Genomic DNA, 17298 nt, shown 5'->3' with positions numbered 1-17298 from the left:
CGCACACGCTATGAGCCAACGGCGGTGATCACCACCGGCACGATCAGCGGCGACAGCAGCAGCGGCATGACGATGCGGCGGCCGGGAAACTTTTCGTCGGAAAGCGCAATCGCTGCAAACGTGCCGAGTGTCGTCGCGATCAGCGTCGTCCCGAACGCAACGATCAGGCTGTTCCCGATCGCTGATTGCCAGCGTTGGGTGCCGAGCACGACCGCGTACCAGCGCGTCGAAATCCCCTCCAGCGGAAAGATGAAGAAGGCGCCGCTGTTGAACGACAAGGGAACCGGAACGAGGATCAGGAGGAGAAACAGGATCACCATGCGAGGCCCTTGGGCACGGAGGCGATGAGGCAGGCGAGGGGGAAGCCCAGTATCAGCGTGGCCAGCGTCTCCGCCGCGGCGACGAAGAATGTGGGCATGAACACCTGCAGGAAGATCGCCTGCTCCGGCGGCACTCTTTCAATGCCTCCAATTCGTGCGCCAATCGCTTCCGGCGGCCACCCGCGCCAATGCGCTGGCGCTCGCCGGTCTGCTGGCCGAGGCCCTGACGGCCTGGGAGGAGGTGGTGGCGGACGCTGACCTGGCAGACTTGCCGCGCTCCAACGGCTGTCTCTACTTGTATCGTCGCGAGAGCGATTTCGCCAAGGCCGCTGGGGGCAGGGCGCTGCGCGCCGGGTTTGGCGTCCATCAAGAGGTTCTGATGCCGGAAGCGGTGGCTGCGCTGGAGCCCGGCCTGCCCGCGACCGGGGCCAGCGGTCTGTACTTCCCGGACTCGATGAATGTCACCGATTCCCGGCCCGTCATCGGTCCGTCGCGCGGCAGCTCCAGGGTGATCCATGCCTTCGGTCATGGTCATCTCGGCCTGACACTCGCGCCGATCACCGTGCGCCTGGTCGCCGAGCTGATCATTGGTCCCGGCGATCCAGCGCGTCTCGCGGCGTTTTCGGCTGATCGCTTCCGCGCCTGATCGATCGAACATTTCGCCGTCGGGTTGCGATCAGGAGTCGCGCCGACCTGGGCTGGATGCCCCCTGATTGTCCGCTTCTCCCATTGCAGAAGCCGCGCCGGGACAATAGATGGTGCATCGACGGCTGCCCTTCAGCCGGCCGGAAATAACAGGATCATGCGCATGACCGATACGCTCGACGCAGCGAAACTGACCGATCGCGTCGCAGCCCTGGTCGAGGCTGCCAAACGGGCCGGCGCCGATGCCGCCGATGCGGTTGCGGTGCGCGGCCGTTCGACCGGCGTGTCGGTGCGGCTCGGCAAGGTCGAAGGCACAGAGGCGTCCGAGAGCGAAGACGTCTCGCTGCGTGTCTTCGTCGGCAAGCGGGTAGCGAGCGTTTCGGCAACGGCGGCATCCGACCCCAATATGCTGGCCGAGCGTGCCGTCGCCATGGCCAAAGTGTCGCCCGAAGATCCCTATCAGGGTCTCGCCGATCCGGCCTTGCTGGTCAAGACGCCGCGCGACCTCGATCTCTTCGACGCCACTCAGGTATCGGCCGACCAGTTGAAGGAAGCAGCCCTTGCCGCCGAGGCGGCGGCGCTTGCCGTCAAGGGCGTCACCAATTCGGCCGGCAGTAGCGCCAGTGCCGGGCTGGGCGGCCTCGTGCTCGCCACTTCGCATGGGTTTGTCGGCCATTATGTCGCGTCGCGCTTTTCGCGCTCGACCAGCGTGATCGCCGGCGAGGGCACCGGCATGGAGCGCGATTACGAATTCTCCTCGCGCCAGCATTTTTCCGATCTCGACGCGCCGGAAGACATCGGCCGCAAGGCCGGCGAGCGCGCCGTACGCCGTATTGGCGCGCGCAAGGCTGCGACCGGGCCGGTCGACGTGGTGTTCGATCCGCGCGTGGCGCGCGGCATTGCCGGCCATCTCGCTGGTGCCATCAATGGCGCCGCGGTGGCACGCAAGACCAGCTTTCTGCGCGACATGATGGGCAAGAAGGTGGCTTCGGCCGCAATTACCGTCACCGACGAGCCGCTCCGGCGCCGCGGCCAGGCCTCGCGCCCGTTCGACGGCGAAGGCGTCGAGGGCGAAAAACTGTTCATGGTCGACAAGGGCGTGCTCAACCACTGGTTCCTGTCGACTTCCGCAGCGCGGGAACTCGGCCTCGTCACCAATGGGCGCGGCTCGCGCAACGGCTCGTCGGTCTCCCCGTCATCGACCAATCTTGCAATCGAGCCTGGCGAACGGACGCCGGAAGAGCTGATCAAGTCGCTCAAGACCGGCTTCTACGTCACCGAAGTGTTCGGCCAGGGCGTCGACATGGTGACGGGCGAATATAGCCGCGGCGCTTCCGGCTTCTGGATCGATAACGGCGAGCTGGCCTATCCCGTCGCCGAGGTGACCATCGCCTCCAATTTGAAAACCATGTTCCTCAACATGGTTCCGGCGAGCGATCTCGACCGCAATTTCGGCACTGCCGCGCCCACGCTTTTGATCGAAGGAATGACCCTTGCCGGAGCTTGATCCGGCCGTCTCGGCCGGCGCTACTGAAGACCTGCAGCTGCTGCTCGACGCTGCCCGCGAGGCAGGGCTCATCGCCATGCAGTACTTCAACAACAATCCGCAGGTGTGGATGAAGGGCGGCACCTCGCCGGTCAGCGAAGCCGATCACGCCGCCGACAAATATCTGCGCGAAACCTTGCTGGCGGCCCGGCCGGACTATGGCTGGCTGTCCGAGGAAACCGTCGACGACCCGGTAAGGCTTATCGCGCGCCGCACCTTCGTCGTCGATCCGATCGACGGCACGCGCGGCTTCCTCGAGGGCTTGCCCACATGGTGCGTCAGCGTCGCGGTGGTCGAGAACGGCCGCACGCTTGCCGGCGTGCTCGACTGCCCGGCGAAGGGCGAAATCTATTGGGCGCTGCCCGGCGAGGGCGCGTTCCTGAATGGCAAGCGCATCAGCGTGCGTCCGCCGGCGGAAACGGCCGAAATCGCCGGACCGAAGCCGATGATCGACCTGCTGCCGGCGAAATGGCACAAACGGCTGAAGCGGGTGCCCTATATTCCGTCGCTCGCCTACCGGCTGGCCATGATCGCCGGCGGCCAGCTCGATGCCACCTTCGTCAAGGCCAACGCGCATGACTGGGACATCGCCGCGGCCGATCTCATCCTGCGCGAGGCAGGCGGCGCCGTGCTCGATCGGCACGGCCGCGCGCCGCTCTATGCCGGCGAAGTGATCCGTCACGGACCGCTCGCCGCCGGCAGCGGCGAACTCCTCGCCGTGCTCGCCGGCGTCATCGCCGGGCTGGACAATTGAACATTATCAATAGTTCCAAAGTCGGCGGCTTTGGTCTAGACCTGTCCCAAACTCACGATATGTGAAGGATCGACATGGCCGCTGAAGACGGAAAGAAACAGCTTTTGCACCTGGTGTTCGGCGGCGAACTCAAGAAGCTGGGCGGCACCGAATTCCGCGATCTCGACGCGCTCGACATCGTCGGCATTTATCCGGACTACCAATCGGCGCACGCCGTCTGGAAGGCCAAGGCGCAAGCTAGTGTCGACAATGCCCATATGCGCTATTTCGTCGTTCACCTGCACCGCCTGCTCGACCCCGAAAACAAGGCTGTCGGTTGACATCGATGAACCATGAAGCGGTCAAGCGTTCAGCCCCGCGGTCGGCGGTCAGACGTCGCAAGCCGAAGACGTTCTGGCGCAAGATCCGCGAACCGCTGGCGCAGTCGCGATTCGTCAAGAATGCGCTTGCCGCGCTGTTTGCGTATTTCGTCCGCCTTGTCCGCTTGACCAACCGCATGGTCGACGGATCGGCCAAGTTTTCCGGCGGCGCCTATGCGCAGCTCGAGCCTGGCATCATCGCGCTTTGGCACGGCCAGCATTTGCTGACCCCGGCCTATTATCCCAAGGGACGGCCGCTGGTTGCCATGGTGTCGCGCAGCGCCGATGCCGAGCTCAACGCGCTGATGGTCGAGAAATTCGGCATCGAGGCGGTGCGCGGCTCTGGCGGGCGTGAAAGCGCAAGGCATCTCGACAAGGGCGGGGCCAAGGCGCTCATCGCCCTCAAAAAGTCGCTCGCCACCGGTAAGAATGTCGCCATGATTGCTGATATTCCCCACGGCACGCCGCGCGATGCGGGGCTCGGTGTCGTCCTCCTGGCGCGGCTGTCCGGCCGGCCGATCCTGCCTGCCGCGATAGCCACCAGCCGCCGCAAGGTGATCGAGGGCAGCTGGGACAAGACGACGATCAACTTGCCCTTCGGCCGCTCCTCGATCGTCGTCGGCACGCCTGTCTTCGTGCCGGCCAACGCCGACGCCGCGGAAATGGAACGCAAGCGCCAGGAGGTCACGGCCTCGCTCAATGCCGCGACTGCCGAGGCCTATCGCCTTGTGGACGGTTCGAAATGAGTATGCGCTGGGCGCGCGCCTTCCTGACGGCATACCGTTTCGCCGGCGCCGCCGCTTACCCGCTGGTCGGACCTTACGTCGCCTGGCGCACATCCAGAGGCAAGGAGGACCGCATTCGCCGGCGTGAACGCTACGGCGTCGCCGGACGCGAGCGCCCCGAAGGCCCGGTGATCTGGATCCATGCAGCCAGCGTCGGCGAGACCATCGCCGTCGTGCCGCTGGTCGAGAGCATTCTCGATTACGGCGTCAACATCGTGCTGACCACAGGCACCGTCACCTCGGCGCAGGTCGCCGAAGAACGGCTGGGCGACCGCATCATCCACCAATATGTGCCGCTCGACCTCAAGCCGGCGGTCAGCCGCTTCCTCGACCATTGGCAGCCGGACCTGGCGATCATCGCCGAATCGGAGATCTGGCCGATGACCATCCTGGAACTCGGCGCCCGCCGCGTGCCGCAGGTTCTGGTCAACGGCAGGCTGTCCGACCGCTCTTTCAAATCCTGGAAGAAGCGCGCCAACATTGCCGAAGCATTGTTCGAAAATCTCGCCCATGTCGTTGCCCAATCGGATCTCGATGGCGAGCGCTTCCTTTCGCTCGGCGCCCGGCCGGTCACCGTGTCCGGCAATCTCAAGGTCGACACCGCGCCGCCGCCGGCCGACGAGCGAGCACTGGCGGCGCTGAAACGCCAGATCGGCGGTCGCCCGACCTGGGCGGCGATCTCGACCCATGATGGCGAAGAGGCGGTCGCCGCCGAAGTTCATGCGATGCTGCACAAGCGCCACCACGGGCTTTTGACGATCATCGTGCCGCGCCATCCCGATCGCGCCGGGCAGCTGGCCGCCCAGATTTCCGGCATGGGCCTGAAGCTGGCGCAGCGCAGCAAGGGCGACAGGATCACTGCCGACACCGATATACTGCTCGGCGACACGATCGGCGAAATGGGGCTTTATCTGAGACTGACGGAAATCGCCTTTGTCGGCCGTTCGCTGACTTCCGAGGGCGGTCAGAACCCGCTGGAACCGGCCATGCTGGAGACGGCGGTGCTTGCCGGCCGCAATGTCCAGAATTTTCGCGAGGCCTATCAGCGCCTGCTCGATAGCGGCGGCGCTAAGCTGGTGCGCGACCGCGATATGCTGGCCGGCGCCGTCAATTTCCTTTTGACCAACGAGGCGGCCCGCCATGAGATGATGGCGGCGGGCGCGGCGACCGTCGACGAGATGCGCGGTGCGCTGGCACATACGCTCAGGTCGCTCGAGCCCTATATCCAGCCGCTGGTCGTCAAGTCGCGCCTGAAGGGCGCGAACGGGCGCTGACGTGACCTCGGAAGCGCCGCCCTTCTGGTGGGAAGAGCCCGACTGGCGGGTCACGGCGCTGTCGCCGCTCTCCGCCATCTATGCGCTTGTCGCCGGTCGCCGCATGCGGCATGCACCGCGCGAAAAGGTCGAGGCGCCGGTGCTCTGCGTCGGCAACTTCACCGTCGGCGGCACCGGCAAGACGCCGGTGGCCATCGCATTGGCCGAGCAGGCCCGGCGCATGCAGCTCAATCCGGGTTTCCTGTCACGCGGCCATGGCGGCTCCTTCGCGCAGCCGCATATCGTCGATCCGCACCACGACGCCGCCAAGCATGTCGGCGACGAGCCGCTGCTTCTGGCCGAACACGCGCCGGTCGCGGTGACGCCGAATCGGGCCGCCGGCGCCAGGCTTCTGCTGGAGAAGCTCGGCTGCGATTTCCTGATCATGGATGACGGTTTTCAGAGCGCGCGCATCCACATCGACTATGCGCTCGTCGTCGTCGACGCGCGCCATGGCATCGGCAATGGCCGCGTCATCCCCGGTGGGCCGCTGCGGGCAAACATCGTCGACCAATTGGTCTTCACCAGCGCCTTGCTGAAAATGGGCGAGGGCACAGCGGCCGATACGGTTGTGCGCCAGGCAGCGCGCGCCGGCAGGCCGATCTTCGAGGCGCATACCGTGCCGAGCAGCAAGGTGACGCTGGCCGGCAGGCGGTTCCTGGCGTTCGCCGGCATCGGTCATCCCGACAGGTTTTTCGACACCGTAAGCGAGGCCGGGGGCGAGCTTGCGCTGACCCGACCATTTCCAGACCATCATTTCTACAGTGCGGACGAGCTTGCCGAATTGGCGGCGACAGCACGTAAAGCCGGGCTTGGCCTCATTACCACCGCCAAGGACGCTGCCCGCCTGCGTCACGGCGCAGCACCGCCAGAATTCCTCGACGGGCTCGATGTGCTGAAGATCGACACTGTGTTCGAGCTTGACCACGTGCCGCAGCGCATTATCGACGAGACGCTGGATGCCTGGCGGCAGCGCAGGCTGAGGGGTCGATCAGCAGCTTGAGCACCGAGGCGGTGTAGGACTGGAATTTGCAGCTTTCCGCCGGTCGAGCGTATTTTGTTCTTGCTTTGTGCCGGCAGCTATGCTACTGACTTCGGTATGGTGATGATTCGCCGGTGACCCGCCTTCGAGCCTGAGGCGGGTTTTTTATTTCAAGATAGGCTCTAAAGTTTCGGTGTTGCCGGCCTGACCCGGGGGGCAGAGGGCGCAGGATCGCAACGGGGCGACTCCCCATCTGCGCTAGACCAGCGTCGGCGGCGCAGTTCCGGATGCGCTTCGATCTCGCGGCGCAGCGAGGCGGCGGCATTCACATAGGGTTCCTGCCTGGCGACACTCCAGTATTTGAGCTCGTCGAGCGGGATGCTCTCGCCGGTCACCGCGCAGCGCACGAAGGCGCCGGGGCTGGTCACCTGGAAGTCGCCATCGAGATAGCGGATGCGGGCTTCCTTGCCGCCGGGACCTTCGAAACGGTTCATCATGGGGTGGTGCCGAAATTCATGACGATGTCATCGCCACAAATTGCGGCGAGGTCAAGCTTGGTTGGCCTTGCCTGGTTCTGTTTCTGGTGACACTTGCTCAAACAAGCCGGCAAAGCGAATGCCAATGCATGTCGCGCAAAGTGTGCGGCGGTTTTGCGCGACATGCATAAACACAAGAACCTGAAGCACGTCGCATGATGCCGGTCGAACGCGACGCGTCTTAGGCATCTCCTTCCTCGGCCGTGATAAACTGCTCGATCTTCTCCGCTGGCAGCCCTGCCTGGACGGCGATGCGCCGGGCGAGCTCGGCGGCGGCTGCGCGCGGCCGCCCCAGCGGCCGGTCGAGCCAGTAGGATATCGGGCTGAGAACGCTGCGTTCGTCGACGGCGACGATGCGGCCCGACTTCAATTGGTCCACCGTCAACGGCGGACGTGCCAGCGCAATGCCGAGCCCGTGCGCGGCGGCGTCGAGCACGAGGTTGTAGTCCTCGAAACGGCGGTCGTGCGGCCGCGGCCGATAGTCCATCTCCTGCGCCGCAAACCAGGCGCGCCAGGCCGAAGCGTCGGAATCGTTGATCACCGGAAATTCGAGCAGCCGGGCAGGATCTCCGCGGCCGATCTCCCTGGCCAATTCCGGCGAGGCGACCGGGAACACATATTCTTCGAAAAGCTGCACCGAGATCCGGCCCGGAATGCGGCCGCGCCCGCAGCGGATCGACAGGTCGATGCCTTCGTCGGCAAGATCGCCCTGGCGGATGTCGACGTCGAGCATGATCCGCAGCTTGGACGGGTGATTCTCCAGCGCCGCCATGCGCGGCATCAGCCACAGCCCGCTGACCGAGGGGATCGAGGTCAGCCGCACCACCGCCGTGCCGCGCGGCTCAACCCAGCGATCCGAATTGCTGGCGATCAGGGCGAAGGCTTCGGTGGTGCGCAGATGCAGGCGGTTGCCTTCGACGGTCAGCGAGACGCCGCGCGCGCCGCGGTCGAAGACTTTCAGCCCGAGCCAACCCTCGAGCTTGGCGATCTGCCGGCTGACGGCGCCATGGGTGATATTGAGCTTCTCGGCCGCAGCCGAAAAGCTGCCGGTCCGAGCCGCGGCGTCGAAGGCGCGCAGCGTTTCGAGCGGCAGCATCGGGTCTAAGCTGTGATCCATAGTCACAGGTGATCCTCGATTTGTTCGTTTGTCAACCGACCCGCAATAGCGTTTCTCTACTTCATGGCATTGGATCGCGAGGACACCCAGATGAGCGCTTACACCGGCACGTTGAATACGACACAGCGCATGGATGCCGCGGCTGCCATCGCGGTGGCGCTGACGGTGGTCGGCTGGGCCTCGGCCTTTCCGGCGATCCGCGCCGGCCTTGCCGCTTTCGGGCCGCTGGAACTTGGCGCGCTGCGCTTTGCCATCGCCGCGGTTCCGGCGGCGATCTTTCTCGCTGTCAAGCGGCCGGCACTGCCCAGGCTCGATGAACTCTGGCGCTTTGTCTTCGGTGGCGCCGTCTTCGTCGCGCTGTACACGGTGATGCTCAATTTCGGTGAACTGACCGTTTCGGCCGGTGCCGCCGGCTTCATCATCAATGTCAGTCCGATCTTCACCGCCATCATGGCCATGGCGCTGCTCGGCGAACGCTTCTCGGGCCTGGCCTGGGCCGGCACATTCCTGTCCTTCGCCGGTATCGGCATCATCGCCATGGGCGAGGGGCAAGGGCTCCATTTCAACAGTGGTGCGCTGCTTGTCCTCGGCTCGGCATTGTGCTCGGCCGTCAACACCATCGTCCAGAAGCCGCTGTTTGGCCGCCACCACCCGCTGACGATCTCTGCCTCGAACATGGTGCTTGGCGCGCTCTGCCTGTCGCCCTTCCTGCCGAGCGGTCTGGCGCAGGCGGCGGTCGCCGACACCGCCGGGCTCGGCGCGGTCATCTTTCTTGGCATCGTGCCCAGCCTCATCGCCTATGCCGCGTGGGCAACAGCACTTTCCCGGCTGCCCGCCGCGCGCGCTTCCAATTTCCTCTACCTGGTCTCGCCGGTCGCGACGCTGATCGGCTTCTTCTGGCTGGGCGAAGTGCCGACAGTGCTCGGCATCATCGGCGGCGCGCTGGCGCTTGGTGGCGTCATCGTGGTGAATTTGAAGAGATGAATCAGATGGTTGAGGCCTTTTGCCGACTCAAACCGGCTACTGACGGCCATTGCGATGCAGACACGAGCCAGGCGGGTGTCTATGTTGATCGCGTTGGCGAAGCGCAGTAAGGGTCGACATGGGAATGCAGTTTATCTCCGCAGTGTTTTTCTTGCTGCTGCTCAGCCAAAAAGCCGCCGCGGGTTGGTATCAGGTCGAAAATTACGAAGGTTTCATTGGGCCTAACCCAGTCCATCTGTCGCTGCAGAGGAATGACAGTTTCGGCAGCGGGATTACGGTCGAGGGGAGCTATTTCTACGACGCGAAGCAAAGCCCGATAGCCGTGTACGGCAAGATCAACGGCACCAGCGTGTCCCTTTGCGAGGTTGCGGACGACAAGGAATTCGACCGGGTCCTGGTCATGGGATCGAAAACGCCCGTCGACACTACTGGATGCCCATTTTCTCTGGACATTGGTGAAAGCGGTGCAACGGGGGCATGGAGCAAGGGTGCGGACAAACATCCCGTTACGCTCAAGAAAGTTGCGAGCCTGGACGATACCGGCGACGGGAAGATTGATGGAACCGTTGAGATCCCGTTCTGGGCGCAGACCGCCACCGATAGATTTGCGGGAATCTACGCGAAAACCGACGCCGGCATTTGCATGGAAAAGTTGCTAGTCATCAGCAAGCGCAGCAAGAAAGTCGTTCAAGAGATCGTTTTCGATGACGAAGATTGCGACGCGGGTATGCTGATGACACCAATCTATATGAACGTTCAAAAACACACGGAAAAAACCGTCGAGATTATTTCTGTAAGCTTTCGCGGCGGCGGCGCCGGCTATAGCATGGACTATGCTTTCTCTCCTAAAACCAAAAAGTATCATAAATTGGTGAACTGAGCGGATGCCCGCTTGGCATTGCGCAGGGTAAGGCTTACCGCCTGCCGAACAGCCTCTCGATATCCGACAGCTTGAGCTCGATGTAGGTGGGGCGGCCGTGGTTGCAGGTGCCGGAGCCGGGCGTCGCCTCCATCTGGCGCAGCAGCGCGTTCATCTCTTCGGGCTTAAGCAGACGGCCGGAACGCACCGAGCCGTGGCAGGCCATGGTCGCGGCTATTTTGTCCAGCCGCTCCTTCAGCGTGTCGACCGTATCGTTGTCGGCGATCTCGTCGGCGAGGTCGCGCACCAGCTGCTGGACGTTGGTCTCACCAAGCATCGACGGCGTCTCGCGCACCGCGACGGCACCGGGGCCGAAGCGCTCGATGCCGAGGCCGAAGCGGGCCAGCGTCTCGGAGTGCATGGCGAGCCGCTCGGCATCTTCCTCCGACAGATCGACGATTTCGGGCAGCAGCAACATCTGTGACGGCACCGCGCGTGAGTGCAGCGCATTTTTCAAGGCCTCATAGACCAGCCGCTCATGCGCCGCATGCTGGTCGACGATGACGAGCGAATCCCTAGTCTGGGCGACGATGTAGTTCTCATGCACTTGTGCGCGCGCCGCGCCCAATGCCGTGCCGAGCAGCGTCTCTGCCGCCTGGTCCTGTCCGGCGCGCGCGTCGGCACTGTGCAGCGGCCCGGCATCGAACGCCGCCTGCTCGTCCTCGCCCAAGCCGCCGCCCATAGCGAGCGGCCGCTGCGGCGAACGGGCCGGATCGAACCCGGCAAAGCCTGAGGCCCGATAGGCGGCCTCGTAACTGCGGTGACCGTTGGCCGGCCCGCCATGCGCATAGGATGCCGCGCCTGGCCGGAACGCCGCCATCATGCCGGCGGCCCCCGTGGTGGCGGCGCGGATGCCGGCATGGGCCAGTGCTTCACGGATGGCGCCGACGATCAGCCCGCGCACCAGCCCCGGGTCGCGGAAGCGCACGTCTGCCTTGGCCGGGTGGACGTTGACGTCGACGATCGCCGGATCGAGCGTCAGGAATAGCACGGTGACGGCATGGCGGTCGCGCGGCAGCACGTCGGCGAAGGCGCCGCGAATGGCGCCGGCGATCAATTTGTCACGCACCGGGCGGCCGTTGACATAGGCGTATTGCTGTAGCGCGTTGGCGCGGGTGAAGGAGGGGACCGAGACATGGCCGGCGAGGTGCACGCCGTCCCGCATCGCGTCGATGGCGATCGCATTGTCCGGAAAGTCGGCGCCCATCACCTGTGCCACCCGGCGCAGCCGGCCTTCCGGGCTGTCGTCGGTCGCCGGCAGTTCCAGCGTCGAGCGGTCCGGGCCGGCCAGAGTGAAGCGCACGGCGGGGAAGGCGATGGCGATGCGCTTGACCACGTCGCCGATGGCCGAGCTTTCGGCGCGCTCGCCCTTCATGAATTTGAGCCGCGCCGGCGTGGCGAAGAACAGGTCGTGCACCTCGACCGTGGTGCCGCGATTGGCGGCGGCCGGCCTGACGGCGGAGACGCGACCGCCGTCGATGCCGATCTCGGCGGCGTTGTCACTGGACACGGTGCGCGAGCGGATCGACAGCCGCGCCACCGAGCCGATCGAAGGCAAGGCCTCGCCGCGAAAGCCGAGCGAGCGGATGTCGTGAATGTCGTCGGCGAGCTTGGAGGTGCAATGGCGCGCGATCGCCAGCGCCAGTTCCTTTTCCGGAATGCCCGAGCCGTCATCGCTGACGCGGATCAGGTTCAGCCCGCCGCCGGCGGTGACGATCTCGACTCTGGTAGCGCCGGCATCGAGCGCGTTCTCGACCAGTTCCTTGACCACGCTTGCCGGACGCTCGATGACTTCGCCGGCGGCGATCTGGTTGATCATCGTTTCGGAAAGCTGGCGGATGGGCATGGCAGCACTATAGGCGGATTCGTGGCCGATGCGGGAGGGGGAGAATAGCGTTGATTGTTGCAAGGCAGGGAGACTGCTCCGTTGCGCTCCGTCCCACCCCCCTCTGGCCTGCCGGCCATCTCCCCCGCAAGGGGGGAGATCGGATGTCGCCTCGGCCTCCGCCAGTCTCCAATGTCTCAAAGGTTGGCGGGACGCATGAACCGCCAATCTCCCCCCTTGCGGGGGAGATGGCCGGCAGGCCAGAGGGGGGTGCTGTCCCGCCACGATGTAGAGATAGGAAAATTGTTGAAGTGAATGGGCTTGGCCCCCAATTGACTTAGTGGATTTAGTCGGGCGAAGGCCAAAATCTGAAGCGAATGGCCGTTGGAGGCGACATTTGGACGTCATCCTAGATTACTTAATGGTAAAGTTCGCTCGATGGATACAGCGTCGAAAAAGTCGTATTGCAAGAGTAATTTTGTTCACTATTGGACGATTATTTCAATATCGCTAACAGTTGTTCTGGTTTACCTCCTGTATATTCGAAATCTTACCATATAGATTATTGTTCAATCGTCGGGTCGTTCTCGAGGAAATCCGCGCAGCTGACCGCGAGCGTGCCTTCAACTCAGGAGCTTGGGCAGCGCTGCCGCCAGTGCATCGACGGCAAGGCGGACTTTCATCGGCAGATGAGGCGTCTGCAACCAAAGGGCATGAACGTCGTAGAGAAACCGGGATTGTTCCGGCAATAGCAGGACAAGCGCGCCTGCCTGGATGCGCCGGCGAACCAGCCAGTACGGCAGCCAGGCGAGCCCCATGCCAGCGGCCGCGGCATCGGCAATGGCATCGAGATCGTCGAGCCGCAATCTGCTGACGGGCCGGATCTCCATCGCGGGCTGGCCGTTGCGCGGAAACAGCCACGGCTGAACGGCGCGCCCGGAACGGCGGTAGATGATCGCGTGATGGCGGCCCAGGTCATCTATTTCCTGCGGCTGGCCGTGCCGGTCGAGATAGGACGGCGACGCGCAGACGACCATGTGCTGGCGCGCGATGCGACGCGCCATTGCCTCGGCCTGGTCCTCCAGGTCGCCCGTTCTAATGGCAAGATCGCAGCCGTCCTCGGCGAGGTCGGCGAGGGTGTCGCTGAACGACAGATCAAGTTCCAGCGCCGGATATTGCTGCGCAAGCCCGAACAGGATCGGGGCAACGCAGCGCCGGCCGAAATGCACCGGCATGAGCACGCGCAGCTTTCCGCGCGGTTCGGCAAGCTGGTCGGCGGCGAGTGCATCCGCGGCCTCCGCTTCGGCAAGCACCAGCCGGCAGCGTTCGTAATAGGCGCGCCCGAAATCCGTCAGGCTTTGGCGGCGTGTGGTCCGGTTGATGAGGCGCACGCTCAGGCGCTCCTCGAGAAACCGGACATGTTTGCCGACCATCGGCCCGGACAGATCGAGAGCGGCCGCCGCGGCCGCGAACGAGCCAAGGTCGACGGCTTTGACGAACACGGCCATGCTCGTAAGGCGATCCATATTCAAAACCTACAGTTTCTGCTGATCTACTCAAGCGGCTATTTATCCGCCTGATCGCCGCTGGCATAGCTGATTCAGTTCAAATATTTTGGAGTTGTGACCGATGGCGCGTGTCGTTCGTTTTCATGAGCTTGGTGGTCCCGAGGTTCTGCGCATCGAGAATGTCGACATGCCTGCGCCCGGGCGAGGCGAGGTCCAGATCCGTGTCAAGGCGTTGGGTCTCAACCGGGCCGAGGCGCTGCTCCGTTCAGGCAGATACATCCAGACCGCGCCCTTACCTTCGGGTCTTGGGCTTGAGGCGGCGGGGATCGTCGAGGTGGTCGGCCAAGGCGTGAGCGGTTTTGCGCCGGGCGATGCCGTCAGCATCGTGCCGCCATTGTCGATGGTCCGCTGGCCTGCCTATGGTGAGATTGCCACATACCCCGCCGAGCTCGTCGTCAAGCACCCGCCGGCGCTGAGCTGGGAAGAGGCCGCCGCCGCGTGGATGCAATATCTCACGGCCTATGGTGCGCTGATCGACATTGCCCAACTTGGCCGGGACGACTTTGTTGTTATCACTGCGGCCTCGAGCAGTGTCGGACTTGCGGCGATCCAGATCGCCAACCTGGTTGGCGCGACCCCGATCGCGGTCACACGGACGTCTGCCAAGAAGCGGGCTTTGGTTGCATTCGGCGCGGCCCACGTCATCGCTTCGGCGGAAGAAGATCTGGAGGCCAGGCTGAAGCAAATCGCCGGCCCGGACGGCGTGCGCGTGGTGTTCGACGCCGTCGGCGGTCCGATTTTCGAGCCTCTGACGGCAGTGATGGCAGCGGGTGGCATTCTCATCGAATATGGCGGCTTGAGCCTCGACCCGACACCCTTTCCGCTACCTGCAGTGCTGGCGAAGACACTGACGCTGCGCGGTTATCTCATGCATGAGATCGTGCGCGATCCGGTCCGGCTGCAGGCCGCCAAGGCGTTCATCCTTGACGGACTAAGCTCGGGTTCGCTGAAGCCGGCAATCGCCAGAACCTTTCCGTTCGACCAGATCGTCGAGGCGCATCGTTATCTCGAAGCGAACGAACAATTCGGCAAGATTGTCGTGACGGTTTGACCGGGGCATTGATGGGATAGCCTCATGCTTGCGCCGCCAGCCAGTCCCGTACCTTGCGGGCGTTGTCGCTGAGCTCGCGGTTCCTCGACCAGATGACATGAAAGCCCTTGCCGGTCGTCATCGTGTGGCCGGTGACGCGCACCAGCAGCCCTGATGCCAGCAGCCGCTCGGCGAGGTGACCCCAGCCGAGCGCGATGCCTTGCCCTTCCATGACTGCCTGGATCACCAGCGCATAGTCGTTGATGCGCAAGCCACGTCCGGCATCGGCGATGTCGACACCGGCCGAGGCGAACCACTCGTCCCAGCTCGCGGCCTCGCGAAACGGCTCTTCGAGATGGATGAGGCGGTGCGATTGAAGGTCCGCGACACGCTCCGGCAGCCCGAACCGGGCCACATAACTCGCGCCGGCGACGGGGAATATCACTTCATCGGCCAGCGGCAGGGAATGATAATCCGGCCATTCCCTGGGCTCGCCGCCGCGGACGCCGAGCGGGATGTCCTCGGCGATGATGTCGAGATCGCGGTCGGCGGTCTGGATGCGCAGGTCGATGCCCGGCAATTCGTCGCGAAACTGCTGCAGGCGCGGCATCATCCAGAATGAGGCGAAGGCGGTCGAGGCGGCGAGCGTCACATGCGCGCCGACGGCGATCTGGCGCAGATCCTCCGCCGACTTGCGAATGTGCGACAGGCCGAGCGAGACGTCGGCATGGAAGCGGTCGCCGGCCTCGGTAAGGCTGACTTGCCGGTGGCGGCGCTGGAAGAGTTTGGCGCCGAGCTGTTCTTCGAGCCCGCGGATCGCATAGGACACGGCAGCCTGCGTCATGCCGAGCTCCCGTCCGGCGGCGGTAAAGCTCGACAGCCGCCCGGCGGCCTCGAAAACGATCAGGCTGCCCGCCGACGGCAGCAGGTGGCGCAAGCTTCGCATAAGCTGACCTTATACAAGAGATCAGGATTTTCCAGCGTCACAGCTGCATTTTGTCTGGCTAGATTGGTCGAGACAGGAAGATGGAGCCTCCATGAACGCACCGGCCGTTGAAGTGAGCGAACATACCAATCGTCGCGCGGGTGGCCGCCTGGGGCGCAAGGCGCTGCGAGGCGCACCCGTTGCGTCATTTCCGACCCTGGTCCGCAAGATTCCGGTGTATCAGATGGTTCCGGACGAGGCGGTGGAACTGATCCACCAGGAATCGCTCTCGATCCTCGAAGAGGTGGGATGCGAGTTCCGCGACGACGAGGCGATCGCAATGTGGAAGGCGGCGGGCGCCGATGTCTCGGAGACAAGGGTCCGCATCGACCGCGCCCTGCTCATGGAGCTCATCTCGAAGGTCCCGTCGGAATTTACGCTCAATGCGAGGAATCCCCAGCGTTCGGTACGTGTGGGCGGCAACAACTCCATCTTCGTGCCGATGTATGGCGCGCCATACGTGCGCGACCTCGACAACAACAGGCGCTACGGCACACTCGCCGACCTCCACAATTTCCACAAGCTCGCCTACATGGCGCCGGCGCTGCACTCGTCGAGCTCGATCATCTGCGAGCCGATGGAAATTCCAGTGCCGAAGCGTCACCTCCACATCATCCATTCGGCGCTGAAGCACTCCGACAAGCCGTTCATGGGCATCGTGACGTCCAGGGATCGGGCCGAAGACACGATGGCGATGGCGGGCATCGTGTTCGGCGAGGACTATGTCCGCGACAACCCGGTGCTGGTGGCGATCACCAACTGCAATTCGCCGCTGGTCTGGGATGCCACCATGCTGGACGCGATGAAAGTCTATGCGCGCCACAACCAGCCGCTGATTCTCGCGCCCTTCGCCCTTTGCGGCGCCTCGACTTCGGCCTCTGCCGTCGGTGCGGTCGCGCAGGTCAACGCCGAAGCGCTGGCGGGCGTCGCGTTCACACAGCTGTTGCGTCCGGGTTCGCCGCAGATCTACGGACAGTTCATGGTGACGGTCGACATGAAAACCGGCGCTCCCATGGGCGGCACGCCGGAGGCGGCCCAGATGATGTATCTCATGGGCGCGCTGGCGCGGAAGTATCGGCTGCCGTGGCGCACGTCCGGTTTCCATGTCGGCTCGAAGCTGAACGACGCCCAGGCGGGCTACGAGGCGAACATGCTGATGCATGCCGCCATCCTTGCCGGCGCCAACTACATCTGGCACTCCGCCGGTTGGCTCGAGGCCGGCCTGACCTGCGGCTATTCGAAATTTGCCACCGACTGCGAGCAGCTTGTCAGCTGGTACAAATATGCTGGCGGGCTGCCATTCGACGATTTCAAGGAGGCTATGGCGGCTATCCGCGAGGTCGGACCGCAGGGCCATTTCCTCGGCACCCAGCACACGCTCGAACATTTCGAGTCCGCCTTCTTCATACCGAGCATCATGGACTTCAATTCGTTCGAACAGTGGAAGGCGGAAGGAGCAAAGGACCACGACACCCGCGGCCGCGAGAAAGCGCGCAACATGCTCGCCGATTACGAGGAGCCGAAGCTCGATGAGGGCATCGCCGATGGTCTCAAAGATTTGATTGCGCGGCGCGAGGAGAAACTGCCGGACAGCGTTAGTTGATAACGGGCGAAGACCCGATGGGAACCA

The 17298-nt window shown here is 64.1% G+C and carries 17 protein-coding genes and 1 pseudogene; 11 read left to right on the top strand and 7 right to left on the bottom strand.

The window, feature by feature from the left end; translation table 11 throughout:
- Nucleotides 1-8: 8 nt before the first annotated feature.
- Nucleotides 9-320, bottom strand: a complete 312-nt coding sequence (locus NKI79_RS15455) for an ABC transporter permease (protein ID WP_352479932.1) — start codon at nucleotides 318-320, stop codon at nucleotides 9-11.
- Entirely contained in the window at nucleotides 314-454 is a 141-nt protein-coding gene (locus NKI79_RS15450) for a hypothetical protein (RefSeq protein ID WP_352479933.1), read from the bottom strand. Before NKI79_RS15450 ends, NKI79_RS15455 begins: the two co-directional genes overlap by 7 nt.
- A 20-nt stretch (nucleotides 455-474) precedes the next feature.
- Here NKI79_RS15450 and NKI79_RS15445 point away from each other — a divergent pair, with 20 nt between their 5' ends.
- The 7 genes from NKI79_RS15445 to lpxK all read left to right on the top strand — a co-directional run bounded on the left by NKI79_RS15445 (nucleotide 475) and on the right by lpxK (nucleotide 6725).
- Nucleotides 475-966, top strand: coding sequence for an FAD-dependent oxidoreductase (locus NKI79_RS15445; protein ID WP_352802489.1), 492 nt, complete (start codon nucleotides 475-477; stop codon nucleotides 964-966).
- Nucleotides 967-1128: 162 nt separating this feature from the next.
- Nucleotides 1129-2472: a TldD/PmbA family protein gene (locus NKI79_RS15440; RefSeq protein ID WP_352479936.1), complete on the top strand. Its 1344-nt coding sequence runs from the start codon at nucleotides 1129-1131 to the stop codon at nucleotides 2470-2472.
- A complete protein-coding gene (locus NKI79_RS15435) occupies nucleotides 2459-3265 on the top strand; it encodes a 3'(2'),5'-bisphosphate nucleotidase CysQ (RefSeq protein WP_352802486.1) in 807 nt (268 codons plus the stop codon). The genes NKI79_RS15440 and NKI79_RS15435 overlap by 14 nt, the downstream gene beginning before the upstream one ends.
- Nucleotides 3266-3339: 74 nt before the next feature.
- Nucleotides 3340-3585 carry a DUF4170 domain-containing protein gene (locus NKI79_RS15430; RefSeq protein ID WP_023674378.1) on the top strand — a complete coding sequence of 82 codons (246 nt, stop codon included), beginning with the start codon at nucleotides 3340-3342 and terminating at the stop codon, nucleotides 3583-3585.
- Between the two features lie 5 nt (nucleotides 3586-3590).
- Nucleotides 3591-4370 (top strand): lysophospholipid acyltransferase family protein, encoded by a 780-nt coding sequence (locus NKI79_RS15425; RefSeq protein WP_023717166.1) that lies wholly within the window; start codon nucleotides 3591-3593, stop codon nucleotides 4368-4370.
- On the top strand, nucleotides 4367-5683 hold the full coding sequence (gene waaA, locus NKI79_RS15420) for a lipid IV(A) 3-deoxy-D-manno-octulosonic acid transferase (protein ID WP_254817457.1): 1317 nt from the start codon (nucleotides 4367-4369) through the stop codon (nucleotides 5681-5683). Before NKI79_RS15425 ends, waaA begins: the two co-directional genes overlap by 4 nt.
- A 1-nt stretch (nucleotide 5684) precedes the next feature.
- Nucleotides 5685-6725 (top strand): tetraacyldisaccharide 4'-kinase, encoded by a 1041-nt coding sequence (gene lpxK / locus NKI79_RS15415; RefSeq protein WP_352479938.1) that lies wholly within the window; start codon nucleotides 5685-5687, stop codon nucleotides 6723-6725.
- Between the two features lie 248 nt (nucleotides 6726-6973).
- On the opposite strand, the pseudogene NKI79_RS15410 reads toward lpxK, so the two are convergent.
- Nucleotides 6974-7201, bottom strand: a pseudogene (locus tag NKI79_RS15410) (DUF2093 domain-containing protein); the annotation flags it as partial.
- A gap of 220 nt (nucleotides 7202-7421) precedes the next feature.
- Nucleotides 7422-8357, bottom strand: coding sequence for a LysR family transcriptional regulator (locus NKI79_RS15405; RefSeq protein ID WP_352479939.1), 936 nt, complete (start codon nucleotides 8355-8357; stop codon nucleotides 7422-7424).
- Between the two features lie 90 nt (nucleotides 8358-8447).
- Between NKI79_RS15405 and NKI79_RS15400 the strand changes: the two genes are divergently transcribed.
- Together NKI79_RS15400 and NKI79_RS15395 are read left to right on the top strand one after the other, a co-directional pair.
- On the top strand, nucleotides 8448-9341 hold the full coding sequence (locus NKI79_RS15400; RefSeq protein WP_352479940.1) for a DMT family transporter: 894 nt from the start codon (nucleotides 8448-8450) through the stop codon (nucleotides 9339-9341).
- A gap of 124 nt (nucleotides 9342-9465) precedes the next feature.
- Nucleotides 9466-10221, top strand: a complete 756-nt coding sequence (locus NKI79_RS15395) for a hypothetical protein (RefSeq protein WP_352479941.1) — start codon at nucleotides 9466-9468, stop codon at nucleotides 10219-10221.
- 34 nt (nucleotides 10222-10255) lie between these two features.
- Here NKI79_RS15395 and mutL read toward each other — a convergent pair whose 3' ends face one another.
- Both mutL and NKI79_RS15385 read right to left on the bottom strand, forming a co-directional pair.
- On the bottom strand, nucleotides 10256-12106 hold the full coding sequence (mutL, locus tag NKI79_RS15390; protein WP_352802664.1) for a DNA mismatch repair endonuclease MutL: 1851 nt from the start codon (nucleotides 12104-12106) through the stop codon (nucleotides 10256-10258).
- 602 nt (nucleotides 12107-12708) lie between these two features.
- Nucleotides 12709-13611, bottom strand: a complete 903-nt coding sequence (locus NKI79_RS15385) for a LysR family transcriptional regulator (RefSeq protein WP_352479942.1) — start codon at nucleotides 13609-13611, stop codon at nucleotides 12709-12711.
- Between the two features lie 103 nt (nucleotides 13612-13714).
- Here NKI79_RS15385 and NKI79_RS15380 point away from each other — a divergent pair, with 103 nt between their 5' ends.
- Nucleotides 13715-14704 (top strand): zinc-dependent alcohol dehydrogenase family protein, encoded by a 990-nt coding sequence (locus NKI79_RS15380; protein WP_352479943.1) that lies wholly within the window; start codon nucleotides 13715-13717, stop codon nucleotides 14702-14704.
- Nucleotides 14705-14726: 22 nt separating this feature from the next.
- Here NKI79_RS15380 and NKI79_RS15375 read toward each other — a convergent pair whose 3' ends face one another.
- Nucleotides 14727-15629 (bottom strand): LysR substrate-binding domain-containing protein, encoded by a 903-nt coding sequence (locus tag NKI79_RS15375; protein ID WP_254817464.1) that lies wholly within the window; start codon nucleotides 15627-15629, stop codon nucleotides 14727-14729.
- 91 nt (nucleotides 15630-15720) lie between these two features.
- On the opposite strand from NKI79_RS15375, the gene NKI79_RS15370 reads away from it, so the two are divergent.
- Nucleotides 15721-17271, top strand: coding sequence for a trimethylamine methyltransferase family protein (locus NKI79_RS15370; protein WP_352802481.1), 1551 nt, complete (start codon nucleotides 15721-15723; stop codon nucleotides 17269-17271).
- Nucleotides 17272-17298 lie beyond the last annotated feature (27 nt).

It is taken from the genome of Mesorhizobium sp. M0340, from assembly GCF_040321535.1.
Taxonomy (GTDB): Bacteria; Pseudomonadota; Alphaproteobacteria; order Rhizobiales; family Rhizobiaceae; genus Mesorhizobium.
Note: the sequence above shows the minus strand (reverse complement) of the source record. Positions and strands in the feature narration are given on the sequence as shown.